The 25,348-nt window shown below is 73.0% G+C and carries 25 protein-coding genes and 4 tRNA genes; 14 read left to right on the top strand and 15 right to left on the bottom strand.

The genetic code is table 11. From position 1 onward, the window contains the following. Nucleotides 1-278: 278 nt before the first annotated feature. Nucleotides 279-485, top strand: a complete 207-nt coding sequence (gene bldC / locus ACZ52J_RS04315) for a developmental transcriptional regulator BldC (RefSeq protein WP_014137253.1) — start codon at nucleotides 279-281, stop codon at nucleotides 483-485. A gap of 355 nt (nucleotides 486-840) precedes the next feature. Here the strand turns inward: bldC and ACZ52J_RS04320 are convergent. Both ACZ52J_RS04320 and hrpA read right to left on the bottom strand, forming a co-directional pair. Beyond that, nucleotides 841-914 (bottom strand) — tRNA-Asp (locus tag ACZ52J_RS04320). Between the two features lie 103 nt (nucleotides 915-1,017). Further along, on the bottom strand, nucleotides 1,018-5,022 hold the full coding sequence (hrpA, locus tag ACZ52J_RS04325; protein ID WP_465615709.1) for an ATP-dependent RNA helicase HrpA: 4,005 nt from the start codon (nucleotides 5,020-5,022) through the stop codon (nucleotides 1,018-1,020). Between the two features lie 141 nt (nucleotides 5,023-5,163). Here hrpA and ACZ52J_RS04330 point away from each other — a divergent pair, with 141 nt between their 5' ends. From ACZ52J_RS04330 to ACZ52J_RS04340, 3 genes are all read left to right on the top strand, one after another. Continuing rightward, complete coding sequence (locus tag ACZ52J_RS04330) at nucleotides 5,164-5,682, top strand: SigE family RNA polymerase sigma factor (RefSeq protein ID WP_465615711.1); 519 nt, start codon at nucleotides 5,164-5,166, stop codon at nucleotides 5,680-5,682. Between the two features lie 11 nt (nucleotides 5,683-5,693). Then, a complete protein-coding gene (locus tag ACZ52J_RS04335; RefSeq protein WP_465615713.1) occupies nucleotides 5,694-6,608 on the top strand; it encodes a hypothetical protein in 915 nt (304 codons plus the stop codon). 197 nt (nucleotides 6,609-6,805) lie between these two features. Beyond that, complete coding sequence (locus ACZ52J_RS04340; protein ID WP_465615715.1) at nucleotides 6,806-7,030, top strand: alpha/beta fold hydrolase; 225 nt, start codon at nucleotides 6,806-6,808, stop codon at nucleotides 7,028-7,030. Here ACZ52J_RS04340 and ACZ52J_RS04345 read toward each other — a convergent pair. Together ACZ52J_RS04345 and ACZ52J_RS04350 are read right to left on the bottom strand one after the other, a co-directional pair. Next, nucleotides 6,972-7,469: a DUF3995 domain-containing protein gene (locus ACZ52J_RS04345; protein WP_465615717.1), complete on the bottom strand. Its 498-nt coding sequence runs from the start codon at nucleotides 7,467-7,469 to the stop codon at nucleotides 6,972-6,974. The genes ACZ52J_RS04340 and ACZ52J_RS04345 overlap by 59 nt on opposite strands. A 471-nt stretch (nucleotides 7,470-7,940) precedes the next feature. After that, entirely contained in the window at nucleotides 7,941-8,330 is a 390-nt protein-coding gene (locus ACZ52J_RS04350) for a hypothetical protein (RefSeq protein ID WP_465615719.1), read from the bottom strand. A gap of 19 nt (nucleotides 8,331-8,349) precedes the next feature. On the opposite strand from ACZ52J_RS04350, the gene ACZ52J_RS04355 reads away from it, so the two are divergent. The 3 genes from ACZ52J_RS04355 (at nucleotide 8,350) to ACZ52J_RS04365 (ending at nucleotide 12,488) form a co-directional block, all read left to right on the top strand. After that, on the top strand, nucleotides 8,350-9,495 hold the full coding sequence (locus tag ACZ52J_RS04355; RefSeq protein WP_465615721.1) for a helix-turn-helix domain-containing protein: 1,146 nt from the start codon (nucleotides 8,350-8,352) through the stop codon (nucleotides 9,493-9,495). Nucleotides 9,496-9,504: 9 nt separating this feature from the next. After that, nucleotides 9,505-9,765, top strand: a complete 261-nt coding sequence (locus ACZ52J_RS04360) for a helix-turn-helix domain-containing protein (protein WP_406113099.1) — start codon at nucleotides 9,505-9,507, stop codon at nucleotides 9,763-9,765. A 299-nt stretch (nucleotides 9,766-10,064) separates the two neighbouring features. Continuing rightward, nucleotides 10,065-12,488 carry a helicase-associated domain-containing protein gene (locus ACZ52J_RS04365; RefSeq protein WP_465615723.1) on the top strand — a complete coding sequence of 808 codons (2,424 nt, stop codon included), beginning with the start codon at nucleotides 10,065-10,067 and terminating at the stop codon, nucleotides 12,486-12,488. 134 nt (nucleotides 12,489-12,622) lie between these two features. Here ACZ52J_RS04365 and ACZ52J_RS04370 read toward each other — a convergent pair whose 3' ends face one another. The 6 genes from ACZ52J_RS04370 to ACZ52J_RS04395 form a co-directional block, all read right to left on the bottom strand. Beyond that, nucleotides 12,623-13,048: a cytotoxic translational repressor of toxin-antitoxin stability system gene (locus tag ACZ52J_RS04370; protein ID WP_465615725.1), complete on the bottom strand. Its 426-nt coding sequence runs from the start codon at nucleotides 13,046-13,048 to the stop codon at nucleotides 12,623-12,625. Beyond that, nucleotides 13,045-13,461, bottom strand: coding sequence for a prevent-host-death protein (locus ACZ52J_RS04375; protein ID WP_465615727.1), 417 nt, complete (start codon nucleotides 13,459-13,461; stop codon nucleotides 13,045-13,047). Before ACZ52J_RS04375 ends, ACZ52J_RS04370 begins: the two co-directional genes overlap by 4 nt. 176 nt (nucleotides 13,462-13,637) lie before the next feature. Then, nucleotides 13,638-13,711: transfer RNA gene (locus ACZ52J_RS04380), tRNA-Phe, on the bottom strand. Between the two features lie 27 nt (nucleotides 13,712-13,738). Continuing rightward, nucleotides 13,739-13,812 (bottom strand) — tRNA-Asp (locus tag ACZ52J_RS04385). A gap of 55 nt (nucleotides 13,813-13,867) precedes the next feature. After that, nucleotides 13,868-13,940 (bottom strand) — tRNA-Glu (locus ACZ52J_RS04390). A 125-nt stretch (nucleotides 13,941-14,065) separates the two neighbouring features. Then, the gene (locus ACZ52J_RS04395; protein WP_316523923.1) at nucleotides 14,066-14,407 is read right to left on the bottom strand and encodes a metallopeptidase family protein; all 342 of its coding nucleotides are present in this window, start codon (nucleotides 14,405-14,407) and stop codon (nucleotides 14,066-14,068) included. A gap of 70 nt (nucleotides 14,408-14,477) precedes the next feature. Between ACZ52J_RS04395 and crcB (ACZ52J_RS04400) the strand changes: the two genes are divergently transcribed. The 6 genes from crcB (ACZ52J_RS04400) (at nucleotide 14,478) to ACZ52J_RS04425 (ending at nucleotide 20,294) form a co-directional block, all read left to right on the top strand. Continuing rightward, on the top strand, nucleotides 14,478-15,020 hold the full coding sequence (gene crcB / locus ACZ52J_RS04400) for a fluoride efflux transporter CrcB (protein WP_465615728.1): 543 nt from the start codon (nucleotides 14,478-14,480) through the stop codon (nucleotides 15,018-15,020). Further along, nucleotides 15,017-15,451: a DUF190 domain-containing protein gene (locus ACZ52J_RS04405; RefSeq protein ID WP_465615730.1), complete on the top strand. Its 435-nt coding sequence runs from the start codon at nucleotides 15,017-15,019 to the stop codon at nucleotides 15,449-15,451. Before crcB (ACZ52J_RS04400) ends, ACZ52J_RS04405 begins: the two co-directional genes overlap by 4 nt. Then, on the top strand, nucleotides 15,448-15,822 hold the full coding sequence (crcB, locus tag ACZ52J_RS04410) for a fluoride efflux transporter CrcB (protein ID WP_360497874.1): 375 nt from the start codon (nucleotides 15,448-15,450) through the stop codon (nucleotides 15,820-15,822). The genes ACZ52J_RS04405 and crcB (ACZ52J_RS04410) overlap by 4 nt, the downstream gene beginning before the upstream one ends. A gap of 283 nt (nucleotides 15,823-16,105) precedes the next feature. Beyond that, nucleotides 16,106-16,738 carry a hypothetical protein gene (locus ACZ52J_RS04415; protein ID WP_465615733.1) on the top strand — a complete coding sequence of 211 codons (633 nt, stop codon included), beginning with the start codon at nucleotides 16,106-16,108 and terminating at the stop codon, nucleotides 16,736-16,738. Nucleotides 16,739-16,971: 233 nt separating this feature from the next. After that, entirely contained in the window at nucleotides 16,972-19,275 is a 2,304-nt protein-coding gene (locus ACZ52J_RS04420; RefSeq protein ID WP_360497870.1) for a DEAD/DEAH box helicase, read from the top strand. Nucleotides 19,276-19,463: 188 nt separating this feature from the next. Further along, the gene (locus tag ACZ52J_RS04425) at nucleotides 19,464-20,294 is read left to right on the top strand and encodes a TIGR02452 family protein (RefSeq protein WP_465615735.1); all 831 of its coding nucleotides are present in this window, start codon (nucleotides 19,464-19,466) and stop codon (nucleotides 20,292-20,294) included. A gap of 51 nt (nucleotides 20,295-20,345) precedes the next feature. Here the strand turns inward: ACZ52J_RS04425 and ACZ52J_RS04430 are convergent, their stop codons facing one another. Beyond that, a complete protein-coding gene (locus ACZ52J_RS04430) occupies nucleotides 20,346-20,681 on the bottom strand; it encodes a hypothetical protein (RefSeq protein ID WP_360497866.1) in 336 nt (111 codons plus the stop codon). A gap of 93 nt (nucleotides 20,682-20,774) precedes the next feature. Continuing rightward, on the bottom strand, nucleotides 20,775-21,869 hold the full coding sequence (locus ACZ52J_RS04435; RefSeq protein WP_465615737.1) for a hypothetical protein: 1,095 nt from the start codon (nucleotides 21,867-21,869) through the stop codon (nucleotides 20,775-20,777). 99 nt (nucleotides 21,870-21,968) lie between these two features. Between ACZ52J_RS04435 and ACZ52J_RS04440 the strand changes: the two genes are divergently transcribed. Beyond that, complete coding sequence (locus ACZ52J_RS04440; protein ID WP_465615739.1) at nucleotides 21,969-22,430, top strand: RICIN domain-containing protein; 462 nt, start codon at nucleotides 21,969-21,971, stop codon at nucleotides 22,428-22,430. Between the two features lie 19 nt (nucleotides 22,431-22,449). Here ACZ52J_RS04440 and ACZ52J_RS04445 read toward each other — a convergent pair whose 3' ends face one another. The 3 genes from ACZ52J_RS04445 to ACZ52J_RS04455 all read right to left on the bottom strand — a co-directional run bounded on the left by ACZ52J_RS04445 (nucleotide 22,450) and on the right by ACZ52J_RS04455 (nucleotide 25,298). Then, the gene (locus tag ACZ52J_RS04445; protein WP_465615741.1) at nucleotides 22,450-23,145 is read right to left on the bottom strand and encodes a tyrosine-protein phosphatase; all 696 of its coding nucleotides are present in this window, start codon (nucleotides 23,143-23,145) and stop codon (nucleotides 22,450-22,452) included. Nucleotides 23,146-23,287: 142 nt separating this feature from the next. Continuing rightward, nucleotides 23,288-24,049 (bottom strand): SDR family oxidoreductase, encoded by a 762-nt coding sequence (locus ACZ52J_RS04450; protein WP_360497858.1) that lies wholly within the window; start codon nucleotides 24,047-24,049, stop codon nucleotides 23,288-23,290. Nucleotides 24,050-24,059: 10 nt separating this feature from the next. Beyond that, a complete protein-coding gene (locus ACZ52J_RS04455) occupies nucleotides 24,060-25,298 on the bottom strand; it encodes a DNA glycosylase AlkZ-like family protein (protein ID WP_465615743.1) in 1,239 nt (412 codons plus the stop codon). Nucleotides 25,299-25,348: the final 50 nt, after the last annotated feature.

Consider the following 25,348-nt stretch of genomic DNA (forward strand, 5'->3'; position numbering starts at 1 on the left):
AAACGGAGGGTCTGGCCCCTCCGTAACCGGACGTCATCGTCGCGTGACTGTCCGTTATGGGGTGGTCCATTGCCATCCGTCGGCCTTGAACCCGTGAGGGGTCAATTTTGGCGGTTTGGTCGATAGGGCTGGACGGATGGTGTAGTTGTAGACACCAGGACAAGCCGTTCGTCCTATAACCGACTCGGCCCGTCTATGCCATTTCGGGCATCGCGGGCCAAGGTGCAGAATTTGAAGGATAGAACCGCCCTGGTTCGGTTCTCCCGAGGAGGCCGCTCATGACCGCTCGTACCCCTGATGCTGAGCCGCTGCTGACGCCGGCAGAGGTTGCCACCATGTTCCGCGTGGACCCGAAGACGGTCACCCGCTGGGCCAAGGCGGGCAAGCTGACGTCGATTCGCACGCTCGGCGGTCACCGCCGTTACCGTGAGGCGGAGGTGCGCGCCCTGCTTGCCGGGATTCCGGCTCAGCGCACTGAGGCCTGATAGGCCAAAGGCTCTTTAAAGGGGCCGCTTACCGGACTCCGCCGGGTCCGGTAAGCGGCCCCTTTGTCGTGTGCGGCTCCGGGTGGCCGGTACCGGTCGGCCGGTCGGAATGTTGAACTCCGGATAACGATTTGATGCGCATGGTGCGGGGGGGAAATACAGTGAATAGCTGTACAATTTTACATATTAAATTAGTGGTGTTCGGATAGGTCCGCCCCGGGGCCGGCCTTCGGGGAACATGAGTGACGACCGTCACGCGGGCTGTCGCTTGAGGTCCGGACCCGGCCGGGGTAGGGAACCGGACGGTCAAACGCAAGAGGCCCGGAACCTGACGGTTCCGGGCCTCTCGGTACGGCGATCCTGACGGGACTTGAACCCGCGACCTCCACCTTGACAGGGTGGCGAGCTAACCAACTGCTCCACAGGACCAGAGTGTTCTGATCTCGTTCACTCGCTTGCGCTGCGAACAAGACAGATCGTAGCCCATGGTGGGCCTCCAGGTCGAACTGGCTCCTGAAGGCCCACCCGCAGCTCAGAGCGTCGCCCTGGCCGCCTCCATCGCCTTCATGATCCGCTTCTCCGAGACCGGGCTCGGCGTGCCCAACGACTGGGCGAAGAAACTGACCCGCAGCTCCTCGATCATCCAGCGGATCGCCCGCACCTCCTCGGACGGCTGCCGCCCGGCCGGCACCGCCGCCAGCAGCTCCCCGTACGCCTGCTGCACCTGCTGCACCTTCAGCAACTGCTGGGCGTCCCGCTGCGGATGGTTGGGCAGCGCCTCCAGGCGGCGGTCCACCGCCAGCAGGTAGCGCTTCAGGTTCGGCAGCCGCTGCCAGCCGGTGGCGGTCACGAAGCCCGGGTGCACCAGCGAGGCCAGGTGCAGCCGCACGTCGTTCACCGCGTTCAGCAGCACCGGGCTGCTCACCGACTTCAGCCGGGTCGAGGCCTTGTGGAAGGCGATCAGCGCGGTGGCCGTCTTCAGCGTGGTGTCCGCGGACAGCTCGTACAGGTCCGTGCGCACCTTCTCGTGCAGCTTGCCGAAGGCCGCCTCGTCCCAGGCCGGGCCGCCGGCCTGGGACATCAGCCGGTCCGTCGCGGCGGACACGACGTCCTCGAAGAGCGCGGCGATCGAGCCGTGCGGGCTGTGCGAGAGCGCCAGCTTCGCCTGGTTGCCCAGCCGGCCCTGGATCGACTTGGCCGGGGAGTTGGTGGTCAGCATCAGCAGCCGCCGGGTGCCCTCCCACATCGCCTGCGCCTGGGCCTCCGGGGTGTCGAACAGCTTGATGCCGACCGCGCTGCCCTCGTCCACCAGGGCCGGGTAGGCGCGCAGCGCGTGGCCGCGCGAGCGCTGCTCGAAGGTGCGCTGCAGGACCGGCAGCGACTCCGGCCACGCGGTCAGCCCGCTCTGCTCGATGCCCTGGCCGGACGCGGCCGAGGACAGCGTCTCCTTGAGCTTCGGCTTGAGCCTCAGCCGCAGCTCCTCCAGGTCCTTGGACTCGGCGAGCTTGCGGCGCCCGTCCACCACCCGGAAGGTCACCTTGAGGTGGTCCGGCACCCGTTCGTCGTCCCATGCCTCCGGCGGCACGGTGACCGCCGTCAGCCGCTTCAGGGCGTGCTCCAGCGCCGGGAGCAGCCCCTCGGCGGAGCCGAATGTGCCTGCAGACTGGCGGTCCTTCACCCCGCGCAGCGCCGCCTTGGCGAAGTCCGGCGCGGGCACGAAGTTGCGCCGGATCGCCTTCGGCAGCGACTTGATGTACGCGGTGACCAACTCCTCCCGCAGACCGGGGATCTGCCAGTCGAAGCCCTCCGCGGTGACCTGGTTGAGCACCGGAAGCGGGATGTGCACCGTCACGCCGTCCGCGTCGCTGCCCGGCTCGAACTGGTAGGTCAGCTGGAAGCGCAGCTTGCCCTGCTGCCAGTGGTCCGGGTAGTCGGCCTCGGTGACGCCGTCGGCGGCGTCGTTGATCAGCATCGACTTCTCGAAGTTCAGCAGGTCCGGCTGCTCGTGCCGGGCCTTCTTCCACCAGGAGTCGAAGTGCCGGGTGGAGACGATCTCGTCGGGCAGCCGGGAGTCGTAGAACTCGAACAGGGTCTGGTCGTCCACCAGGATGTCCCGGCGGCGCGCCCGGTTCTCCAGCTCCTCGACCTCGCCGAGCAGCTTGCGGTTCTCCGCGAAGAACTTGTGGTGGGTCTCCCAGTCGCCCTCGACCAGCGCGTTGCGGATGAACAGCTCGCGGCACAGCTCCGGGTCGATCTTCCCGTAGTTGACCTTGCGCTGGGCGACGACCGGCATCCCGTAGAGGGTGACCTTCTCGTACGCCAGCACCGCGCCGGCCTTCTTCTCCCAGTGCGGCTCGCTGTAGCTGCGCTTGATCAGGTGGCCGGCCAGCGGCTCGACCCACTCCGGTTCGATCTTGGCGTTGATCCGGGCCCAGAGCCGGGAGGTTTCCACCAGCTCGGCCGACATCACCCAGCGCGGCGGCTTCTTGAACAGGCCGGAGCCCGGGAAGACCGCGAAGCGGGCGCCGCGCGCGCCGCCGTACTCGCGCTTCTCCACGTCGAACAGGCCGATGTGGGAGAGCAGGCCGGCCAGCAGGGACTGGTGGATCCGGTCGGCGTCCGGCTCGGCGTCCGGATGCGGCTCCTCCATCGTCACGCCCAACTGCTTGGCGACCGTGCGCAGCTGGGTGTAGATGTCCTGCCACTCCCGTATCCGCAGGTAGTTGAGGAACTCCGCCTTGCACATCCGGCGGAACGCCGAGGAGGAGAGCTCCTTCTGCTGCTCCCGGACGTACCGCCACATCGCCAGGTAGGAGAGGAAGTCCGAGGTCTCCGAGGTGAACCGGCGGTGCCGGTCGTCGGCGGCCTGGCGCTTCTCGGCGGGGCGCTCGCGCGGATCCTGGATGGAGAGCGCGGCGGCGATCACCATGACGTCGCGGACGCAGCCGTTGCGGTCCGCCTCCAGCACCATGCGGGCCATCCGCGGGTCCACCGGGAGCTGGGCGAGTTTGCGGCCGAGCTGGGTGAGGCGCTTGCGCGGGTCCTTCTCGTCCGGGTCCAGCGCGCCCAGCTCGTGCAGCAGGTGGACGCCGTCCTTGATGTTGCGCGAGTCCGGCGGGTCCAGGAACGGGAAGGCGGCGATGTCGCCGAGACCGGCCGCGGTCATCTGCAGGATCACCGAGGCCAGGTTGGTGCGCAGGATCTCGGCGTCGGTGAACTCGGGGCGGGAGAGGAAGTCCTCCTCCGAGTACAGCCGGATGCAGATGCCGTCCGACGTCCGGCCGCAGCGGCCCTTGCGCTGGTTGGCGCTGGCCTGGCTGATCGCCTCGATCGGGAGCCGCTGCACCTTGGTGCGGTGGCTGTAGCGGGAGATCCGGGCGGTGCCCGGGTCGATCACGTACTTGATGCCGGGGACGGTGAGCGAGGTCTCGGCCACGTTGGTGGCCAGCACGATCCGGCGGCTGCCGGAGCGCTGGAAGACCCGGTGCTGCTCGGCCGAACTGAGCCGGGCGTACAGCGGCAGGACCTCGGTGTTCCGCAGCTTCAGCCGGTTGAGGGCGTCGGCGGTGTCGCGGATCTCGCGCTCGCCGGAGAGGAAGACCAGGATGTCGCCCGGGCCCTCGGCCTGCAGCTCCTGGGCGGCGTCGCAGATCGCCTGGACCTGGTCCCGGTCGCGGTCGGCCTCGTCCGGCTCCTCGGCGTCGTCGTCGAGGACGGGCTGGTAGCGGACCTCCACCGGGTACGTCCGGCCCGAGACCTCGACGATCGGGGCGTCGCCGAAGTGCCGGGCGAAGCGCTCCGGGTCGATGGTCGCGGAGGTGATCACGACCTTGAGGTCGGGGCGCCGGGGGAGCAGCTGCTTGAGGTAGCCGAGGATGAAGTCGATGTTGAGGCTGCGCTCGTGCGCCTCGTCGATGATCAGGGTGTCGTACTGGCGTAGATCGCGGTCGGTCTGGATCTCCGCGAGCAGGATGCCGTCCGTCATCAGCTTGACCAGGGTGTCCTGGCCGACCTGGTCGGTGAACCGGACCTTCCAGCCGACCGCCTCGCCCAGCGGGCTGTTCAGCTCCTCCGCGACCCGCTCGGCCACCGTACGGGCGGCGATCCGGCGCGGCTGGGTGTGGCCGACCAGACCGCGCACGCCGCGGCCGAGCTCCAGACAGATCTTCGGGATCTGGGTGGTCTTGCCGGAGCCGGTCTCGCCCGCGACGATCACCACCTGGTGGTCCCGGATCGCCGCCAGGATCTCGTCCTTCTTCTGGCTGACCGGCAGCTCCGCGGGATACGTGATCGGCGGAACGGCGCGCCGGCGCTGCTCGACCAGCAACTCGGCGCGGTCGATGTCGGCGGCGATCTCGGCCGCGACCTTCTGCCGGGCCTCGGCCTTGCGGACCCGGCGGGCCCCCTCCAGGCGGCGCCCGATCCGCACCTCGTCGCGCAAGGTCAGCTCGGGCAGGCGGGCGGCCAGCTCACCTATTCCGGGACCCTCGGCGGGGACGGGGGCGGACTGGACTGCGGGAGAACTCACTGCGGGCATCCCTCTAGGTTCGCAAGGAGGCACGGCGGAGCGCACCTCGGTTTTCGAGCCCCTCCAGTGTCACAGCCGCCGACGGCGAATCGCGAACGGCGGGCAACGGTCCGCGGCCGTTGCGGGCTCTGGGGGTTTGAGGAGGTGCTCATGGGAGCCCAGAAGACCGCACGGGACGAGGAGTTCCGGGCGTTCGCCGGCAGCGCGTGGTCGCGGCTGTTCAGGACGGCCTACCTGCTCGCGGGGGACCGGCACGGCGCCGAGGACCTGGTCCAGCAGGCCCTGGAGCGGGCGTACGTCGCCTGGGGCCGAGTGGGCGCGGCCGACGACCCGCCCGCGTACGTCCGCCGGATCCTGGTCAACGAACACGCCCGGCGGTTCCGGCGCAGACCGGTCGAACAGCTCGTGCACGCCGTCCCGGACCGGGCCGCACCGGCCGGGGCCGACCCGGACGACCGGGCCGCGCTGCTCGCCGCGCTCGGCGCACTGCCGCCGCGCCAGCGCCAGGCCGTCGTCCTGCGCTACTGGGAGGACCTCACCGAGACCCAGACCGCGGCGGCCATGGGCTGCTCGGTCGGGACGGTCAAGAGCCAGGCGGCCCGAGGGCTCGCCAAGCTCCGGCAGGCCTCCTCACTCAGCGGACTGACCACCATCGGAGGCGGAAGATGAACAAGGAGTCGATGACCGGGGGCCCCGCGGGCGCCGGGGACGACGCGGCGGAGGCCGCGCGGGCCCTCGGCGAACTGGCCGGGAGCGTCGACATCGGGACGGTGCCGTACGACCGGCTGCTCAGCGGAGGGCGGCGCCGGCTGCGCCGCCGGCGGCTGCTGACCGCCGGCGCGGCCGCGGTGCTGGTCGCGGCGGTCGTCGGCGGCGGGGCGGTGCTCGGCGAGCGCGGCCGGCAGGCGGTCTCCTCCGTGGCGGTGGCGGCCTCGGCGTCCGGCTCGGCCCCGGCTTCCGCGGCGGCCACCCCCACCGAGCCCGCGCGGGACCCGTTCACCCCGATCCGGGTCAAGGTCGGCGAAGGCACCGCCAACGGCCACACCTGGCAGGCCTGGGCCACCCTGTGGCCGGCTGCCCCCACCAAGGAGGACGCCTACCGGCAGGAGGAACTGCGCTGGGAGGACCGGCACACCGCCATCCCACAGCTGCCGAAGATGACGAACGGCGAGGTCGACCGCCACTGGCGGGCCGACCTGGACGAGGTGAACCTCTACCTCACCCTCGACGGCCGGCGGCAGGTGGACGACACCGTGCACCAGACCGTCGTGCCGGCGAAGCCGGGCGCCGGGTCCGCCCCCGGGTCCGTCCCCGCCTCCGCCTTCTCCGGCGGCGGGGCGATGCTCGGCGCCAAGGGCGGGGAGCTGGGCGCCTCGCCGGTGGTGGTCGCCGGAGTCACGCCCGAGGTCGCGAAGGTCGTGGTCACCTGGCAGACCGGCGGCTCCACCGAGGCGGTGCCGGTCGCCGTCGGCGACTCCACGACCCGCTGGTTCGCCATCCCGAAGAAGCCGGGCTCGGACGCCAGGACCTTCACCCTCTACGCCGCCGACGGCACGGTCCTCGGCACCGACGACAACTGGTTCCGCACGTCCTGAGCCGCCCTCCGCCGTCCCGGACCGCCCGCCTCGTCCGAATTGTCGGTGCCGTGCGGCACAGTGGCCCCGATCGACCTGATGTGCCGTCAAGGGTCGGAGAGGTGCCGACCGATGGGCAACACCACCGGGTTCCACCCGAAGCGGCTGAGCCGGATCCCCGAGGTCCTCGCCGGGCACGTCGAGCGGGGCGGGGTGCCTTGCCGCTGCTGGTCGTCGAGGGCGGCGAGGACCGGATCCCGGGCGTCACCACCGCCACCGCCCTGGCCGAGCACGCCCCCGACGCCGAGCTGCTCCTCGTCCCGGACGGCAACCACCTGCTCGGCCCCGCCCTGCCGGACTGGCTCGCCACCACCGCCGACCGGCTCACCGCGCGGCTGACCGCGCGGCTGACCGGCGGGATGCCCGTCGGCCGAGCGAGGTGAGGGCGAAGAGGAGGCCGCCGGCCAGGAAGAACGGCTCGTAGCCGAAGGTCGCGAACCGGGCCATCGCGTCCAGCTCGGCGCCCGACCGGCTGCCGACGGCCAGGGCGATCCAGTCGGGCACGGACGGCGCGGCGTGCAGCACCAGCAGCGCGGTGGTGCCCCACAGCGCACCGGTCAGCAGCCGCGCCGGCACCCGCCCGCCCCACCGCCGCACCGGCGCCAGCGCCACCGCCGCAGCCACCGCGCACAGCGGGATCGCGATCACGTCGATCACCAGCAGCGGCGTGCTGCTCCACACCGAGCGGCCCTCCGGCAGCCCGAGCCGCCCGTCGGCCAGCCAGTACACGTGCACCAGCGCGAAGGCCACCGCCCAGCCCGCCGCCACGTACCCGGCCCCCGCCGCCACCCGGTTCCAGCCCGTGTCCCTCGTCGTCTCCATGCCCCCACGGTCCCGCCCCGCCCCACCCCGACGGATCGTCCCGCCGGTGGTTCCCCCTCCCCCTGCGGGGGGATCTCGGGCGGCGCGGGGCCGGTACGGCAGCAGGCCGTCGGTGGCCGGCTCGAAGCCGAAGGGGTCCGGGACGCGCAGCGTCTCCCCGAAGCCGATGTCCTCGCGCCGGTGGTGGCGGGTGGCGTCCGGCCTGCTGGAGAAGGGCCGACGTCGGGCGGGATCAGATCGGTGTTCTCGCCGGGTAGCAGCCCGTGGCCGGGCCTGCGGAACGACGAAGCCCCCGTAGCGAATTCGCTACGGGGGCTTCCCGGTTGTGGCCAGGGCCGGGGTCGAACCGGCGACCTTCCGCTTTTCAGGCCAAGCCGGGGCGTCGAGATGCCCAAGTTTGGGTGATTCTCTCGTCCGCGGAAGGCTGCCGTCGGACGCCATCGTTCGGGGCGGTTGGCGTCAGCGTTGGCGTCAACCGTAGTCACACACCGCAGTCCGCAGCTTCTGCTCCGGCACCGGGAGGTCCGCAGCGTAGAGGCTCGTCAGCACCGCCCGCAGCCCGGCGGGGTATTCCTCAGAGAGCATCGAGCCGAGCCAGCCGAAGGGGAGTACCGCCTCGCCGATGCGCGGGACGGCCTCGAACAGCGCGTCGAGGAGGCGTTCGGGGTCCTCCAGCACGCGCGCGTTCTTCTTGACGGGCACCAGGCGGCCGCCGGGGACCCGCAGCAGCCGGGCCGCCTTGGCCCATTCGACCAGCAGGTTCAGGTGGTACAGCTCCTGGCTGGACTTGGTCTTGAATGTCCTGTCACCGATGGCCGGGTCGATGGCGTCGCCGGTCTCCAGAAGAGCGACGACCGGCATTCCCGCTAGGGTCGCCGCGATGAGCGAGTACCAGTACTACGAGTTCCTGGCGATCGACCGGCCGCTGACCAGCGACGAGCAGGGGCAACTGCGGTCGCTGTCCACCCGGGCCCGGATCACCGCGACCAGCTTCACCAACGAATATCAGTGGGGCAACTTCCGCGGCGATCCTCGGCGGATGGTGGAGCAGTACTACGACGCCCACCTCTACCTGACCAACTGGGGCACCCATCAGGTGATCCTGCGCCTGCCCAAGGGGCAGCTCCCGCTGCGGGCGGTGGAGCCGTACTGCTTCGACGAGTGCGTCGAGGCATGGACGACCAAGACCCACCTCGTCCTGGACCTGCGCAGCGAGGACGAGAGCGGAGACTGGGACGAGGGCGCCGAGGACTCACTGGGTGCCATCGCCGGGGTGCGGGCCGAGCTGGCCGCCGGGGACCACCGTGCCCTGTACCTCGCATGGCTGTCCGCCATCGGCGCCTGGGCGCTCCAGGAGGACGACGAGGAGGCCTACCGGGAAGCGGTCGAGCCCCCGGTCCCGGCCGGGCTCGACCGGCTCACCGCCCCGCAGCGAGCGCTCGCGGACTTCCTGCGCGTCGACGCCGACCTGCTGGCGGTCGCCGCCCAGGCCAGCCCGCCGGCCCCCGCACCTCGGAAGAGGCCCGGGAAGAAGGAGCTGGCGCCGCTGATCGCCGCGCTTCCCGAGAAGGAGAAGGACGACCTCCTGTTGCGCCTCGCGCTGGGGGACGAGCCTCAGCTGGGAGCCGAACTCCTGCGCCGCATGCGCGGCGAACCGGCTGCCGCGACCGTGCACGGCGGAGGAGGAGCGGTGAACCACGCACGCTGGCAGCTGGCTAGGGACAAGCGCGCGCTGCACGGGGAGTTCGAGCCCCCCGCAATCGTCGCCGAGCGAGAGCAGATCCGTCTGGCCATGGCACTCGGTCAGCTGGTCTACGACCGGCGCACCCAGCTGGGCCTGAACGAGGATGAGCTGGCGATTCGCCTCGGTGTCACCGCCGACGAGGTGGAACACCTCGAGGTTGGGGGAGTCCTCCCGGTCACCTCCGAGTTGCTGCTCCGGATTGCCGCGGCTCTGGAGGTGTCCGTGGACGTCCACCTGGCGACCTCGGGCACGGCAGTCAGCTTCGCTGCTCGCGCTGCCTGAGGGGAAGCCATGGACTACGGGCAGCAGCTGTCGGCCGCTCTACGCGAGAGACGAAGGCAACTGGGAATCTCCCAGGCCGAACTCGCCCGGCGGGCCGGCATGACGCAGCCCGGCATCTCCCGCGTGGAACTGGGGGAAACCACCCCCACCCTCCCCCTCCTGGCACGGCTCGCCGAAGCGCTGGAGGCGGACCTCGACATCCAGCTGGCCCCGCTGGACGGAAGGACGACGATGCGCTTCGTGCCGCGTCGGCGCGCCGACGCGGCGTGAAGCGGGGTTGGCAGCGTTGAGTCAAAGACGAGGATGGCTCCGCGAGGAGTACCGGCACCTGCCCGGCCTGCTGCGCCGACTCGACCACCGGGCTCTCCGTGGTTGACGCCAGGCACTTCGCCGAGGGACCACCGTCCGCCGGGGGCACCTCGGGGTACCTCCCGGCCGAAGGCCGGGGGAGAGGGCGTCAACGGATGCCCTAGCCCACTTCGGTTCGCGTCGGCGTCAAGCGACGGTGGAAGGTCCCTGGTTCAAACCTCTGGCCCCATCCCCGCTGGCGATTCACTACGCTTGGCGCGGTGAAAGCAGCACGAAGTCTCGCGATCTGGCTGGCCGACCGTACTCCTTCGCAGCTGACCGAACTGCTGGAGCAGCGCGAACTGCCCTACGCGGCAAGGGTGGCGAGCCTGACCGACCTGGCCGGCCACCTGCTGACGGATGCCTCGACGGCCCTGGGGCTGAGCGAGATCAACCTCGGGGATCTTCAACTGCTGGTCGCTGTGGCGACCCTGGCCGAACGGTTGCACGGTCCGCTACCGGCCCTCCCGCCCGCTCATCACCTGTTCATGGGCTACGGCGGCCGTTCACCACGGCTCGACGCGCCTGCGGTCGACCCGGCCGACCGGTCCGTGCCCCGGGACCAGCTCTTCCGATTCCTGCAACTCGACGGCGGGGGCCGGTCTGCGGCCGGGGCCGCGCTGTCCCGGCTGACCGAGCGGGCGCTGGTACTGCCCTCGCCCGGAAGCAGGGTCATCGTTCCGATCCTGGTCCACCGCCAGGCGGGTGAAGGCGACGGTTACGGCCGGCCCGCCGAACAACTGCTCACCGAGGCCTTCAACGCTCCGGAGATCCACCGCATCGCGCAGGGGCTGGGGCTCGCGAAGACGCGGACTCGGGACGAGGCGCAGCGGCAGATCGTGGACGTGCTCAGGGACGCGAAGCGCGTGCGCGCCATGGCCGCCGAGGCGCCGCCCGCGGCCTTGGACCTGCTAAACAAACTGGTCCCGGGCCCGCCACTGCTGCGTACGCACTGCTTCGTCTCCCGGTACGGCGGCTTCTACCCGGGCTCCGGAGGCAAGTTCACCTTCCGGGAAGGCGGCTCGGGAGATCCCGGCACGGACTGGCTGGCCGCCCGCGGCCTGGTCCTTCCGGTGGATGAGGACCTGGCGGAACTGCCGCGCGAGGTGGCCGACGCGTTGCGCGACCACGATCGCGCGCTGAGCTACCAGTCTGCCCCGCCCCCGGTCGAGGGCACGGTGGAGATCCCAGGTGGTGCAGTCGAGAGCCAGGCGCAGGCGGCCTTGGCCGAGGCGGCCTCCCGGGTCGAGCTGATGCTTCGTCAGGTTGCCGCGCAGCCACTCGCCGTGCGTAAGGCGGGCGGAATCGCAGTCCGGGACACCCGTCGGCTGGCGAAGGCGGTCGGCATGTCGGAGGAATGGGCCCGGCTGTGGCTCGACCTGGCGAACAACGCGGACCTGATCACCCCTTGCGCCGCGGAACCGGAGGCCCCGGCAAGAGGACGGGGCCGCGCGCGTCGGCCGGAATCCCCGCCACCTGCCCGGATGCTGCCCACCGAGCGGTACGACGAGTGGTTGGCGGCCCCACCGGCTCAACGGCTGCTGCCGCTCGTCGCCACCTGGGCGGTGGTGCCCGAGGTATTCAGCCACTGGCCGGACGAGAACGACACCCCGGTCGCGCTGGTCACGCCGGAGGACGGCGAGGCCGTCGATCTGCGCCACGCCGTGCTGGAGGCTCTGGCCACCCTCCCGGCCGGGCGCGGAGTCCCCACCGGCAAGTCCGCCCGCGCGCGGGCGACCGCTCTCGCCGGCCTCAGCGCCACGGCGGCCTGGTTCCGCCCGACCGCCCTCGCCCAAGGGCCGTGGGAGGCTGAGCGGGTCGAGGCGACCCTGGCCGAGGCGGAGCTGCTCGGGGTCGTCGCCCACGGAGCGCTGACCCCGCTCGGGCACGCCGTGCTCGGGCTCCTGAGGGCGGGGGCGCACCGCCACTTCCCCGCCGTTCCTGGCGCGGGGCCGGCGCTGCACGACCGTCCTGCTCTGGACGAGGCGGTCCGGCAGTTGTCCACTGCCCTGGACGCGCTGCTGCCCGCGCCGCAGACCACTGCCCGGTTCCAGGCGGACCTTACGGCCGTGGTCGCCGGAGCTGCCGCACCAGAGCTGACCGACCTGCTGGCCGCCTGTGCGGACCGGGAGTCGGAGGGCCATGCCGTGGTGTGGCGGATCACCCCGGCGGCGGTCCGCCGGGCGCTGGACTCCGGACTGGACGCCGCCGACCTGCTGGCTCGGCTGGCCGACGTCTCCGCGGGCGGGCGGCCGCTTCCGCAGCCCCTGGAGTACCTGATCAAGGACACCGCGCGGACCCACGGCCGGATGCGAGTGGTGCGCTCCGCCTGCTGCATCCGCTCCGACGACGAGGCACTGGTGTCGGAGCTCGCCGCGGCCCGTGCGCTCTCCAAGCTCGGTTTGCGCCGGATCGCACCGACCGTGCTGATCAGCACGGCCGAGCCGGAAGCGACCCTTACTGCGCTTCGTGCCGCCGGCTACGCCCCCGTGCTGGAGGCGGAGACCGGGACTACGGTCATCGAGAGGGCCCGCCAGGAACGCGGTCCCAAGCGCATGCCGTCACTGTCCGGAGCACGACCGCGCCACGGCAAGGGGCCGAGCACCGCATCGGCGCTGGCGAGCGCGCTGCTGGCCGACCGCTGACCAGGGGATCGCCCGAAGCCCTCGGGCAGGGCGATGTGCGTCGTGCCGTGGCGGTGAAGTCGCTTCGGAGCTCCCAGACCCGAGGTGGGAGCTCGGCACGCCGGGCGCGTTGAACCGGCAGCGAGGGCAGTGTGTCAGTGGCCCTCGGTCCAGAACTGCTGGAGTCGCGCGATCGCCTGGGCCTTGTCCAGCTCGGCGACCTGGTCCTCGGTGAGTCCGGCGCGGCTGATCAGCAGGTGGACCAGATCTGCGGGAAGTGTCTCGCGTGGTGGCTCAGGCGCGCCTCGACCGGGAGGCGTGCCTTCCAGGACACAGGGCCAGAACACGTCCTCCGTCACATCCAACTGGTCGCGGAGGATGTGTGCCCACATACCGGCGCCGTACGCGGTGCGGTCCACCGGATGAGACACTCGGGTGCGCAGGACGCGCCCGGCGGCAAGCCCGAGTTCGTAGGTCACGTGATGGGTGCCGGCGCGGCCACGGGCGTCCCGTACGCGGCCCCAGCCTTCGATCTTGCAGAACTGCTCGTGTCGTTCGCGTGTCGGCTGAGGCCAGGTCACTTCGCGGCTCCGAGTAGCCAGTCGCGGAGCTGGGTGTCGTCGCTGAGGCCGATGAGCTGGACCAGGCCCCAATTGCCGCGGTGATTCGGCGCGTTCAGGAGACGGTCCTGCCAGTCCTCCGCATACTCGCGCAGCGCGTCGACCATCTCGTCGATGGCCTCATCGAATGTGCCGCCGTCCGCGGCGACCGGCAGGCCGGGGAAGAACACCGACCAGCCGCCGCCCTCGGCGACCACCTCGGCCTTGGAAGGGCACAGCAGAGTGAGAGCGTGGCGCAGCCGCCCCGCGTCGACCACGGCCGCGTACCCGGTGTCTCGGCGAACGGTCGCGACCCGGCCTTGCCCCGCCGCGTCCAGCAGGTCCTTCAGATGTGCTCGGGCTTCGGTATAGCTCTCATAGTGGACCGCTGTCATGGGAAGCCTCCTCGTCCGAGGGCCAGGGTCGCCCTCCGGTGGAAGTACGTCAAGTACGTCACGTACTCACTGGGCTGGTGAGGGGAGTGACCGTCCGCTGCGCCGTTGGCGTCAAACAACACGAAAATGCCCCCGAAGCGATCTGCTTCGAGGGCATCGTGCCTGGTCAGGCTATGTGGCCAGGGCCGGGGTCGAACCGGCGACCTTCCGCTTTTCAGGCGGACGCTCGTACCAACTGAGCTACCTGGCCGTACTGCACCGTCTCTTGCGAGACGAGCGATCCCGACGGGACTTGAACCCGCGACCTCCACCTTGACAGGGTGGCGAGCTAACCAACTGCTCCACGGGACCTGGTAGTGGCGAACCACTAAGGTCTTGCGGCACTGCACTTTACTACGGTACTGCGTGCCCCCAACGGGATTCGAACCCGTGCTACCGCCTTGAAAGGGCGGCGTCCTGGGCCACTAGACGATGAGGGCTTGCGGCCTGTCCCGCTGTTTCCAGCGTTCGGGGACGTCGAGAAGCATATGGGATGTCGGGCGGAACGCCAAAACGGGTTTCGGCCGGCCGGTGGAGCGGGGGCGGGGCGGGGCTGCGGAGGGGGTCAGGACCAGCCGAGCTCGTCGAGTTCGTGGTCGTCGAAACCGAAGTGGTGGGCGACCTCGTGGATCACGGTGGTGCGGACCTCCTCGACCACCTGCTCGCGGGTCTCGCAGTGGCGGAGGGTGGGGCCGCGGTAGATCAGGATGCGGTCGGGCAGGACGCCGGCGTACCACTCGCCGCGTTCGGTGAGCGGGGTGCCTTCGTAGAGGCCGAGGAGTTCGGGGTCGCTCGGGTCGGGTTCGTCCTCGACGAAGATCGCGACGTTGTCCATCATGGCCGCGAGCTGCGGGGGGATCTGGTCGAGCGCATCGCTGACCAGCGTCTCGAACTCTTCCCGGGTCATCTCCACCGGATCATTGTCGGGTCTGGGGTGACGGTGTGCCAGGTGGCGGAGGCCGGTGTTTGATGGGGCTATGACGACCTCGGAGGGCGCGTTGGACGGCACGGTGGACGGTCCGCCCCGGACGCCGCCGCCGGTCGCGGCCCGGGTGCCGAACCGGCCGCCGGTGTTGCGCGGGCAGGGGCCCGCCGTGGCGGCGGTCGCGGCCGGCGGGGCGATCGGGGCGGTGGCCCGGTACGCGGCGGGGCTCGGCTGGCAGACCGGGCCGACGGCCTTCCCGTGGACGACGCTGCTGGTCAACGTGGTCGGCTGCGCGGTGATCGGGGTGTTCCTGGTGGTGATCACCGAGGGGCGCCAGGCGCATCCGCTGGTGCGGCCGTTCTTCGGCACCGGCGTGCTGGGCGGGTTCACCACCTTCTCGACGTACGCGGTGGACGTCCGGCGGCTGCTGGAGGCGGGCCGGCTCGGGCCGGGGTTGGCGTACCTGGGGCTGACGCTGCTGGGCGCGCTGGTCGCGGTGTGGGCGGCGGCCGGGCTGACCCGGCGTCTGATCCACCGCGCGGTGCGCCGCGGAGCCGTGCGGGGCGGCGCCGCGACCGGCGGGGGCGCGCGGTGACCCGGCTGGGCGGGCCGGCGCTGCGGCTGACGGTGCTGGTCGGCGAGAGCGACCGGTGGCACCACCGCCCGCTGTACAGCGAGATCGTGCACCGGGCGCGGGCGGCCGGGCTGGCCGGGGCGAGCGTGTTCCGGGGGATCGAGGGGTTCGGGGCGTCGTCGCTGGTGCACACCACGCGGCTGCTGTCGCTGAGCGAGGACCTGCCGGTGGCGGTGGTGATCGTGGACGAGGAGGAGCGGGTGCGGGCGTTCCTGCCGCAGCTGGACGGACTGGTGGCGGAGGGCCTGGTGCTGCTGGACCGGTGCGAGGTCGTGACCTACACCGGGCGCGGCCCGGACGGGCGTTCGGGTGACGGCGCGGGTGGCGGCTCGGGCGAGGGTTCGGACCGGGGGTCGGGCGAGGGGTCGGGTCGGGGGGAGTCGGCGGGGTGAACTGGCTGCTGGTGGTGGCGGGCGCGGTGGTCGGCGCGCCGATGCGGTATCTGACCGACCGGGCGGTGCAGTCCCGGCACGACTCGGTGTTTCCGTGGGGGACCTTCACGGTGAACGTGGTCGGCTGCCTGATCCTCGGGACGGTGACCGGCGCGGTGGCGGCGGGTGCGGCGTCCTCGCAGGTCCAGCTGCTGCTGGGGACGGGCCTGTGCGGTGCGCTGACCACGTATTCGACCTTCTCGTACGAGACGCTGCGGCTGGCCGAGACCGGTGCCGGGCGGTTCGCGCTGGCGAACGTGGCCGGCAGCGTGGTGGCCGGGCTGGCCGCGGTGTACGCCGGGGCGGAGCTGGCCTCGGCGCTCTGGGGCTGAGGTTTCGGGGCTGAGGCTTCGGGGCGGATGCTCCGGGGCTGAAACTCCGGGGCTGAGGCGGCGCCCTCGGCGGGAGACCGGGGGCGAACTGCCGCCCTGCCCGTGTCCCGCCGGGCCGGGCGCGCGTTGGGCACCGAAAGCGGCCGCGCGTGAGTGGGCGGCCCGGGTGGGGCGGTAGAGAGGGACCTCGGTGGCTTCGGTGCGGGCGGTTCGGGCAGGACGAGCGGTTCGGGCAGTGCGAGCGGCGCGGGCGGTGCGGGCGGTGCGGGTACGGAACACGGCGGTGCTGCGCTCACGGGCGGTGCGGGCGGCGGCGGTGCTGACGGTGGCCGGAATGGGGCTGACCGGGTGCATGTCGGTGGGCCCGGCGGCGGAGGAGAAGCACGGCGGGGTGGCGCCGGTCGGGCAGGCCGGTGCTGCGGCCCGGCCGGGGGCGACGGGCGGGCCGTCGGCCTCGCCGGGGGCCGGGCACCCGGGCGGTGTGTCGGGGCGCCCGGAGCGGCCGGGGGGCCCGCAGGCCGAGAACGCGCCGGGCGGGGCCACGGCTTCGACGCCGGGCGAGGTGGCGCCCGGGGCGAGTGGCACGGTGACCGGAGTGGTCCCGGTGCCGGGGGCTCCGGCGGGTGCGCCCGGTGGTGGTTCGGCGGGCGCGGTGGACACCAGCCCGGCGCCGCACCCCGGCGGCGGCGCGTCGACCGGCTCCGGCGGCACGACGGGCTCCGGCGGGACGGGCGGCACCGGCGAGCCCCGCTCCGGCGGTTCGGCGGGCTCCCCCTCGGCCACCCCGAGCAGCCGCCCGTCGAGCACCCCCGAGCCCGAGCACACCTCGCCCGCCGCGACCGTCCCGCCGGGCCCGGAACCCTCGTCGGGCAGCTCCGGTTCCCCGGCGCCGAGCCCGCGCGCCGCCGGGCACTAGCGGTGGGCGCCGGGGGTGGGCACTGGGGGTGGGCACTGGGGGATCAACCAGGGCATTTGCCTCTGCCCCCCCGGGTCCTCTATGGTGGTAGATCGTTCGTTTGATTCATTTGACTGGCGCCCTAATTCATCTGGCGCCCTTGGCGCGTTCCGGCGATCCGTGGCTGACCGCATAGAGGCGGTTGTGAAACAGAACCCCGGACTTTGGCGCGTGCCACTTCCGGAAGGTTTTGCATGTCTCTCGTTGACGACGCCCGCTTCGCCATGCCCGCGAACGAGGCCGCCGCCGATGTCACCGACACCATCGACACCATCGACACCGCCGCGGACGAGGTGATCGCCGAGGCCGTGGAGGCCACCGAGGAGGCGGCCGCCGAGCCGACCCTCACCTTCGGCGACCTGGGCCTGCACGACGACGTCGTGCGCGCCCTCGCCAAGCGCGGCGTCACCACCCCGTTCCCGATCCAGGCCGCGACCATCCCGGACGCCCTGGCCGGCAAGGACGTGCTGGGCCGTGGTCGTACCGGCTCCGGCAAGACCCTCAGCTTCGGCCTGCCGCTGCTGACCCGCCTCGCCGACGGCGAGCGCACCAAGCCCAAGCACCCGCGCGGCCTGATCCTGGTCCCGACCCGCGAGCTCGCCATGCAGGTGGCCGACGCCCTGGAGCCGTTCGGCTCGGTGCTCGGCCTCAAGCTCAAGGTCGTCTGCGGCGGTACCTCGATGTCGAACCAGATCTACGCGCTGGAGCGCGGCGTCGACGTCCTGGTCGCCACCCCGGGCCGCCTGCGGGACCTGCTGAACCGCGGCAGTGCCAAGCTCGCCGACGTCCAGACCGTCGTGCTCGACGAGGCCGACCAGATGGCGGACATGGGCTTCCTGCCCGAGGTCACCGAGATCCTCGACCAGGTGCCGGCCGGCGGCCAGCGCCTGCTGTTCTCCGCCACCCTGGAGAACGAGATCGACACCCTGGTCAAGCGCTACCTGAAGAACCCGGTCACCCACGAGGTCGACCCCTCGGCCGGCGCCGTCACGACCATGACCCACCACATCCTCGTGGTGAAGCCCAAGGACAAGGCGCCGATCACCAACGCGATCGCCGCCCGCAAGGGCCGCACGATCATCTTCGTCCGCACCCAGATGGGCGCCGACCGGGTCGCCGAGCAGCTGATCGAGGCCGGGGTGAAGGCCGACGCGCTGCACGGCGGCATGACCCAGGGCGCCCGTACCCGTGTCCTCGGCGACTTCAAGGACGGCTACGTCAACGTCGTCGTCGCCACCGACGTCGCCGCCCGCGGCATCCACGTCGACGGCATCGACCTGGTCCTGAACGTGGACCCGGCCGGCGACCACAAGGACTACCTGCACCGCTCCGGCCGCACCGCGCGGGCCGGCCGCTCCGGCGCCGTCGTCACCCTGGTGCTGCCGCACCAGCGTCGCGGCATCTTCCGCCTGATGGAGGACGCGGGCGTCGACGCCAGCCGCCACATCCTGGACCACGCCTTCGACGCGGAGGTCGCCCGGATCACCGGCGCCCGTTCGCTGACCGAGGTCCAGGCGGAGAGCGCCGCCAACATCGCCGGTGCCGCCGAGCGCGAGATCGCCGACATGACCCGCCAGCTGGAGCGCGCGCAGCGTCGCGCCACCGAGCTGCGCGAGGAGGCCGACCGCCTGGCCGCCCGTGCGGCGCGCGAGCGGGCCGACCTGGGCATCGAGGACGAGGAGCCGGCCGCCGACGAGACCGGCGAGCCGACCGAGGCCGCTGCCGCTCCGGCCGCCGCCGAGGCCCCCGCTTCCGCGCCGAAGGCCGAGGACCGCGCCTCCGCGCCGAAGACCGAGGACCGCGCCCCGGCGTACCGCGAGGCGCGCAGCGAGCGTCCGGCCTTCGGTCGTGACCGCGACCGTGACCGTGACCGTGGCGACGACCGTCGCTCCGGTGGCTTCAACCGTGACCGTGGTGGCGAGCGTGGCGGCTTCGGCGGCCGCGACCGTGACGACCGTCGCTCCGGTGGCTTCGGCGACCGTGACCGTGGCGGCGACCGCGGCGGCTTCAACCGCGACCGTGGCGACGACCGTCGCTCCGGTGGCTTCGGTGGCCGTGACGACCGTCGCTCCGGTGGCTTCGGCGACCGTGACCGTGGTGGCGACCGCGGTGGCTTCAACCGTGACCGTGGTGGCGAGCGTGGCGGCTTCGGCGGCCGCGACCGCGACGACCGTCGCTCCGGTGGCTTCGGCGACCGTGACCGCGGTGGCGACCGCGGCGGCTTCAACCGCGACCGTGGCGACGACCGCGGCGGCCGTTCCTTCGGTGACCGTCCGGCCCGTTCCTTCGGTGACCGTCCGGCCTTCGGCCGTGACGAGCGTGGCGGCAGCAGCAGCAGCCGTCCGTTCGCCCGCCGCGACGACCACCGCTCCGGCGGCCGTCCGCAGGCCGACCGCGGTGGCTTCAACCGTGACCGTGGTGGCTTCGGCGACCGCGACCGTGGCGCCGACCGCGGCGGTTTCAACCGCGACGACCGCAAGCCGCGCTGGAAGAACTGACGTCGTACGGGCGGTAGTCGACCGCCCGCCCGGCTGAACGTACGAAGGGCCCGCTCCGTCCCCCGGAGCGGGCCCTTCGCGTTCCCCCGATACCCCCCGACACCTCGTCATGCTCCCCCCGAGGTGTTGTTCTGGAAGTGAGAATAACCTGTGGCGCGCGGACGCGGTAGTCCCGTAGCGTCCGGAGCATGAGCAGCAGACTGCAGGACGTGGCACGGGTGAACGAGGAGATCGCCGAGCGGGGGGACTACCGGACGGCCGGCGGCGAACCCGTGCGGGTGGGGAAGCAGTTGACGGCGGCGCAGGCCGGCACGGTGTCGTACACACCGCAGGCGCTGGACGCGCTGGTGGCGGCGGGCGAGCCGGGCCCGGGGCCGCGCGGCAGCGTCGAGGTGACGGCCGAGGGGAGCATCGAGGCCGCCCGGCGGCTGGTCGAGGCCGGGGGCGGCCCGGTCGGGGTGCTGAACTTCGCCTCCGCGCGCAACCCCGGCGGCGGGTACCTGCGCGGGGCCCGCGCCCAGGAGGAGGACGTGTGCCGCAGCGCGCTGCTGTACAGCTGCCTGCTGGAGGCGCCGGACTACTACGAGGCGCACCGGGCCTCCACCGACCTCCGGTACAGCCACCGGGTGATCGTCTCGCCCGACGTGCCGGTCATCCGGGACCGGCGCGGAGACCTGCTGGCGCAGCCGTACCCGGTCACCTTCCTGACCTCGCCCGCGCCCAACGCCGGGCAGCTGGAACGGCGTTCGCCCGGTACGGACGTGCGGGGCGTGCTCGCCGAGCGGGCCGTCCGGGTGCTCGCGGCGGCGGCCCGGCACGAGGTGCGCGCGCTGGTGCTCGGCGCCTGGGGCTGCGGGGTGTTCGGCAACGACCCGGCCCAGGTCGCCGAGGCCTTCGAGGCCGCGCTGGCCCGGTACGGGGCGGCCTTCGAGCGGGTGGTGTTCGCGGTCTGGGACCGCTCGCCGGTCTCGGCGAACCGGGCCGCCTTCGAGGCCCGGTTCGGCAAGGGGGAGCAGTAGCGGGAGGGGCGGGCCGTCCCGTTCGGCGGGCCGCCGGCTACCGCGGGCCGGCTACCGCTTGCGGGCGGACAGCGCCGTCGCGGCCGTGGAGGCCGCCACGACCACACCGGTGACGGCGAAGACGGACGGCCAGGCGCCGATCTTCTTCGCCAGCGGGTGCGAGCCGCCGAAGGCCGCCACGTACAGGCCGGTCAGCGCCGCCGCGGCGCCCGGGCCCGAGCTCCGGCGCCACTGCGCGGCCGCCCCGGCGCCGGCCACCGCCAGCACCGCGCCGCCCAGTTCGCGCCGGCCGGTCCAGCGGGCGACGCCGTAACCACCGACCAGACCGCTCGCCGCGGTCAGCGCGGCGGGCGCGGCGGCCGCGAGCACGTTCGGGACCTTCGCCATCGTCGACTCCACTCCTCGGGGCTGTGTCGGATTCCGACCCTAACCCGACCGGGCCGGCGAACCTCCGGGGCCTGCGGCTCGTCGGTACGCCCGCTACCGGAAGGCCTCCGCGGGGGACTGCCCCGGGACCGTACGGGCCAGCTTGTGCGCCGCCTCCGCCGGGTCGAGCACCCGCTCCAGCCGCAGGTCGCCCGGGACCTCCTGGATGAACCGCCCGGCCGACCAGCTGCGCTCGTACGGCAGCGGCTCCAGCACCAGGGTGCGCAGGCCGTCCAGCACCGGGATGTCGCTCGGGGTGCCCTCGTTCCAGAGCCAGGAGCCGTCCGGGGCGACCAGGTTGAAGGCGCCGGTCGCGGTCACCCGGCGGCCGTCCAGGAAGGCCGTCCGGGCCAGCGCCGCCACCTCCGGGTCCTGCGGGGCGCCGGGCAGGTGGCCGCCGCCGATCAGCACGTCGGCGAGCAGGGTGTGCAGCTGGAAGGTGTCGCTCAGGCCGCTCATCCGCAGCAGGTAGCCGGTGCCGGTCGGACGGTCGAGCACCAGCAGCGGCTCGTCGTCCAGCATCAGCGCCAGGTGGCCCAGGCCCCTGAGGTCGTGCTGCTCGCCCCCGTACCGGCCGAACAGTTCCACGAGCGCCTCGGTCACCCCCGAGGCGTGGGCCTCGGCCCGGACCGGGGCGTGCGAGTAGACCGCCCAGGACGCCTGCTGCCACAGGTGCAGCGTCCACCAGCCGACCACGGCCAGGTGCGCGTGCCACTCGTCCAGCAGCGCCGGGTCGGCGATCCGCTCGTGGGCCGCGGCCGGATCGTCCTCCTCCGGGTCCGGCAGCGGGCCGCCGCCGGTCTCGGCCCAGCGCCGCACCAGCAGCTCCACCCCGGTCAGCGCCCCGCGCAGGCCGGCCAGCACCGGGCCGGCACAGGCGACCGGGTCGGCGCCGTACTCGACGCAGGCACCCACCACCATCGCCAGGTGGGAACGGGGGAACGGCGGGGCGTCCGGCAGGAGCGCGGCCAGCCGGGGGCCGGCCGCCGCCCGCTCCTCCGGGTCGGCCGAGCCGAACAGGCCGCCGACCAGGCCGAGGGTGGAGCCGAAACGCTCGTCGTCCCCGGCGGCGACCACCGCCTCCAGTTCGGCCACGGCGTCGAGGAACGCGGGCTGCTGACGGTGCGACGGTATCTGCTCGGTGGACATTCGCCGCAGCATAGGCGGCGGAGCCGGTCCGGTCGAAACGCCCGCCGCGCGGCCACTTCGGCCACGAGGCCTGTCGGTGCCCGGTGGCAGACTTCGACCGTGACAGACAGCGCGACCGACTCCGCGATCACCGACGGCAGCTACCTCCTCCGCAACGTCGGCAGCGGCCTGCTGCTGCAGGTCGCCGACGCCTCCCGGCGCAGCGGCGCCCGGATCGTCCTGGGCGCGGACGACGGCACCGACGCCCAGCTCTGGCACCTCACCGCCGTCCACCCGGGCGGCGCGCTCTTCCACGTCGAGAACGCCGCCAGCGGCAAGCGCCTCGACGTCACCGGCGCCTCCCCGGACAACGGCGTCCCCGTCCAGCAGTGGGGCGCCAACGCCTTCGGCGCCCAGGAATGGCTGCTGGAAGCCCACGTGGACGCCCCCGGGACGTACACCGTCACCAGCTTCATCAGCGGCAAGCCGCTGACCGCGCCGGAGAGCCCGGACGGTGTCGTCCACCAGTGGGAGGACCTCGACGAGCCGACCCAGTGGTGGCGCTTCGAGCGACGGGGGTAGCGGTGGGCCCGGCCGCCGCTCAGGCCGAGAGGTGGGCGCGGACGGCGTCCAGTTCGGCCTCGGTGGCGCCGTGGTGGCGCAGGTAGGCGGGGATCGTGCCGTGGTGGGTGCGGATCCAGGCGAGGGAGGAGGCGAGGAGCTCGGCGCCGACCGGCCGGGAGAGGCGTTCGGCGCCGGTCTCGTCGACGTACGGGACGGGGCCCTTGTCCAGGCCGAGGCCGAGGTTGGAGAGCAGGAAGTCGGCGGTGATGTCGGCCTCGGAGGCGCCCAGCAGGGACTGCAGGACGGCGATGGTGAGGCCGGTGCGGTCCTTGCCGACGGCGCAGTGGACCACGACGGCCAGCGAATCCGGTGCGGCGAGGCGGCGCATGACGGCGGCGAGTGAGGGCCCGGCCGTCTCGGCCATGAAGGGGTAGAGGGCGGCCTGGTCCTCCGGCCAGGGCCGGTCGACGCCGCCGCGGTCGGCGGGCAGGGCCGGCAGGTTGAACGCCTCGTGGTCGAGGCCGTGCCGCTGGTCCGGCCAGATCTCCAGCTCGAACGCGCTGCGCAGGTCGATCACCGTCCGCAGACCGAGGGCCTTGAGCCGCCGGGCGCCCTCCTCGGTGAGCGCGTGGAAGGAGCCGGAGCGGTAGAGCACGCCCCGGCGGAGGGCGCCGATGCCGCCCGCGTCACGGAAGTTGCGCACACCGGGGATGTCGATGAAGGCGTCGGTCATGGCCCCCACCGTACGGGCGGGGGCAGACGTGCGGAAGGAAACCGGAGGGGGCCGTTCGGTAGCGGGTCGACGCTGTCCGAAATCGGTCCCCGACCCGCCCGGGAACGGCCCTCGGGGATCGTCAGCCGCCCGGGAACGGCGGTCAGCGGCCGCCCGAGACCTCCAGGAAGGCCCCCGTGGTGTACGAGGCGGCCGGGGAGAGCAGGAAGAGGATCGCCTCGGCGACCTCCTCCGGCTGCCCGCCGCGCCGCATCGGCAGGTTCGGGGCGACCCGGTCGACCCGCCCGGGCTCGCCGCCGAGCGCGTGGATGTCGGTGTGGATCAGCCCGGGCCGCACCGCGTTGACCCGGATCCCCTCGGCGGCGACCTCCAGCGCGAGGCCGCGGGTCATCGAGTCCACCGCGCCCTTGGCGGCCGCGTAGTCGACGTACTCGTTCGGCGAGCCGATCCGGGAGGCGGCCGAGGAGACGTTGACGATGGCGCCACCGCGCCCGCCGTACCGGGTGGACATCCGACGGACGGCCTGGGCCGCGCACAGGAACGGGCCGGTGATGTTGGAGGCCCAGATCCGGTTCAGCCGGTCCTCGTCGATCTCCTCCAGCCGGCACTGCTTCTCCAGTGTGCCCGCGTTGTTCACCAGGCCGGTGAGCGGCCCGAGTTCGGCGTCCACGGTGGCGAACAGCCGCTCCACCTCGGCGGTCCGGCTGACGTCGGCGCGGACGGCGAGGGCGGTGCCGCCCTCGGCCCGGACGGCGTCCACCACGGCGGCCGCCGAGGCCTCGTCCGTACGGTAGTTGACGCAGACCCGGTAGCCGCGGCGGGCGGCCAGCAGGGCGGTGGCGGCGCCGATGCCGCGGCCGGCGCCGGTGACGAGCAGGACGCCGTCGGTGGTGGTGGTCGACATGATCCGTACGCTACCCGGCCGTTGGGCGGGCCACGCCCGCCGCGCCCGCCGCCGCCCGCAGCGCCGCGATCTTCGGCGCCCGGCTCTTCGGCGAGTCGAGGCTGAAACCCCGGGCGTCGCCGAGCTCCTCGCGGACGAACGCCTCGGTGCGCGCCACCGCCTCGCGCAGGGCGTCGTCGAGCGGGACGAAGGGCAGCAGGACGATCTCGGCCCGCTCGGTGTCGTACTCCCAGAGCCCGACGATCCGGCCGCGGTCGAGCACGACGTGGGTCTGCGGGTCGGCCTCGGTGCCGAAGGCGCGGCCGGCCCGGCCGGCGGGCAGCGGGCGGGCGGCGTCGGCGGGGTCGAGCAGCCGGGACAGCTCGCGGTGCAGCAGGTGGATGCCGTCGATGCCGGCCAGCAGGGTGTAGTGCGGTGTGCGGGGTGCCCTGAACTCGGCGAACTCCTCGGCGAGTTCGGGTGGCAACAGGAGCTCCGAGCCGGGTGCGAGCGGCACCACGCCCGCCTCGGCGACGGCCCGGCGGGCGGTGGCGGCGGTGAAGCCGGAGAACCAGCGGAAGTGCTTGAGGGTGGCCGGGCCGGCCCAGGCGAAGTAGCGGCGGGCGAGGTCGACGGCGTCCCCCGCGACCGGCTGGTCCCAGCCGACGTAGCCGTAACGCTGCTGGTCCAGACGGCCGTTGACGGGCACCCGGCGGAGCCGGCCGCGCGACTGCATCAGCCCGAGGGCGAGCGGCAGGGTGGTGGCGACGCCGCGCTTCCGGCCCGCGTCGCCGAGCGGGCGGACCGCGTCGCCGACCGACTCCCGGATCGTGGTCGGGTCCAGCGGCTCGTCCGGGGACACGACGCGCTCGATGGCCAGGCAGAGCTTCTCCACCTCGTCCCGGCCGACCCCCAGGTGCTTCTCCGCCGCGACCAGTTCACCCGCCGGCGCGGCCGCGCCGGCGGCCAGGCCGAGCGCGAAGTCGGCGGCCGGCAGCACGTACGTACAGCCCCGCGCGGCCGGTAGCTCGTGCACCTCGAGCCGGGCCACCGCCGCGTCCACCGCCGCCCGGCGGATCCCGGCCCGGGCGAACAGGCCCAGGTACGGCGCCGCGCCGCCCACGGAGCGGGCCCAGCCGGTGGCGGCCAGCACCTCGGCGGCGGACGCGCCGCTGTGCGGGCGGTCCAGCCACTGCCGGTGCGACCACCAGGCCCGCAGCTTCTCGACGCCGACGGCTGCCACCGCTTCCACGTGGGGATCGTGCTCCATGCGGCCAGTATCGGCGGCCGGGCGGGCCCCGGACCGGAATTCGCTCGCCC

The sequence above is a fragment of the Kitasatospora sp. NPDC034035 genome (assembly GCF_055575755.1).

Excerpts from the sequence above, each read along its gene's own strand:
- ACZ52J_RS04445 (WP_465615741.1), bottom strand. The coding sequence starts at position 23,145 with ATGACCGACGCCTTCATCGACATCCCCGGTGTGCGCAACTTCCGTGAC.
- ACZ52J_RS04355 (WP_465615721.1), top strand. The coding sequence starts at position 8,350 with ATGAGCGAGTACCAGTACTACGAGTTCCTGGCGATCGACCGGCCGCTG.
- ACZ52J_RS04420 (WP_360497870.1), top strand. The coding sequence starts at position 16,972 with ATGTCTCTCGTTGACGACGCCCGCTTCGCCATGCCCGCGAACGAGGCC.
- ACZ52J_RS04335 (WP_465615713.1), top strand. The coding sequence starts at position 5,694 with ATGACCGGGGGCCCCGCGGGCGCCGGGGACGACGCGGCGGAGGCCGCG.
- crcB (WP_465615728.1), top strand. The coding sequence starts at position 14,478 with ATGACGACCTCGGAGGGCGCGTTGGACGGCACGGTGGACGGTCCGCCC.
- bldC (WP_014137253.1), top strand. The coding sequence starts at position 279 with ATGACCGCTCGTACCCCTGATGCTGAGCCGCTGCTGACGCCGGCAGAG.
- ACZ52J_RS04395 (WP_316523923.1), bottom strand. The coding sequence starts at position 14,407 with ATGACCCGGGAAGAGTTCGAGACGCTGGTCAGCGATGCGCTCGACCAG.
- ACZ52J_RS04435 (WP_465615737.1), bottom strand. The coding sequence starts at position 21,869 with ATGTCCACCGAGCAGATACCGTCGCACCGTCAGCAGCCCGCGTTCCTC.
- ACZ52J_RS04425 (WP_465615735.1), top strand. The coding sequence starts at position 19,464 with ATGAGCAGCAGACTGCAGGACGTGGCACGGGTGAACGAGGAGATCGCC.
- ACZ52J_RS04375 (WP_465615727.1), bottom strand. The coding sequence starts at position 13,461 with ATGACAGCGGTCCACTATGAGAGCTATACCGAAGCCCGAGCACATCTG.
- ACZ52J_RS04360 (WP_406113099.1), top strand. The coding sequence starts at position 9,505 with ATGGACTACGGGCAGCAGCTGTCGGCCGCTCTACGCGAGAGACGAAGG.
- ACZ52J_RS04330 (WP_465615711.1), top strand. The coding sequence starts at position 5,164 with ATGGGAGCCCAGAAGACCGCACGGGACGAGGAGTTCCGGGCGTTCGCC.
- ACZ52J_RS04350 (WP_465615719.1), bottom strand. The coding sequence starts at position 8,330 with ATGCCGGTCGTCGCTCTTCTGGAGACCGGCGACGCCATCGACCCGGCC.
- hrpA (WP_465615709.1), bottom strand. The coding sequence starts at position 5,022 with ATGCCCGCAGTGAGTTCTCCCGCAGTCCAGTCCGCCCCCGTCCCCGCC.
- ACZ52J_RS04345 (WP_465615717.1), bottom strand. The coding sequence starts at position 7,469 with ATGGAGACGACGAGGGACACGGGCTGGAACCGGGTGGCGGCGGGGGCC.
- ACZ52J_RS04430 (WP_360497866.1), bottom strand. The coding sequence starts at position 20,681 with ATGGCGAAGGTCCCGAACGTGCTCGCGGCCGCCGCGCCCGCCGCGCTG.
- ACZ52J_RS04450 (WP_360497858.1), bottom strand. The coding sequence starts at position 24,049 with ATGTCGACCACCACCACCGACGGCGTCCTGCTCGTCACCGGCGCCGGC.
- ACZ52J_RS04455 (WP_465615743.1), bottom strand. The coding sequence starts at position 25,298 with ATGGAGCACGATCCCCACGTGGAAGCGGTGGCAGCCGTCGGCGTCGAG.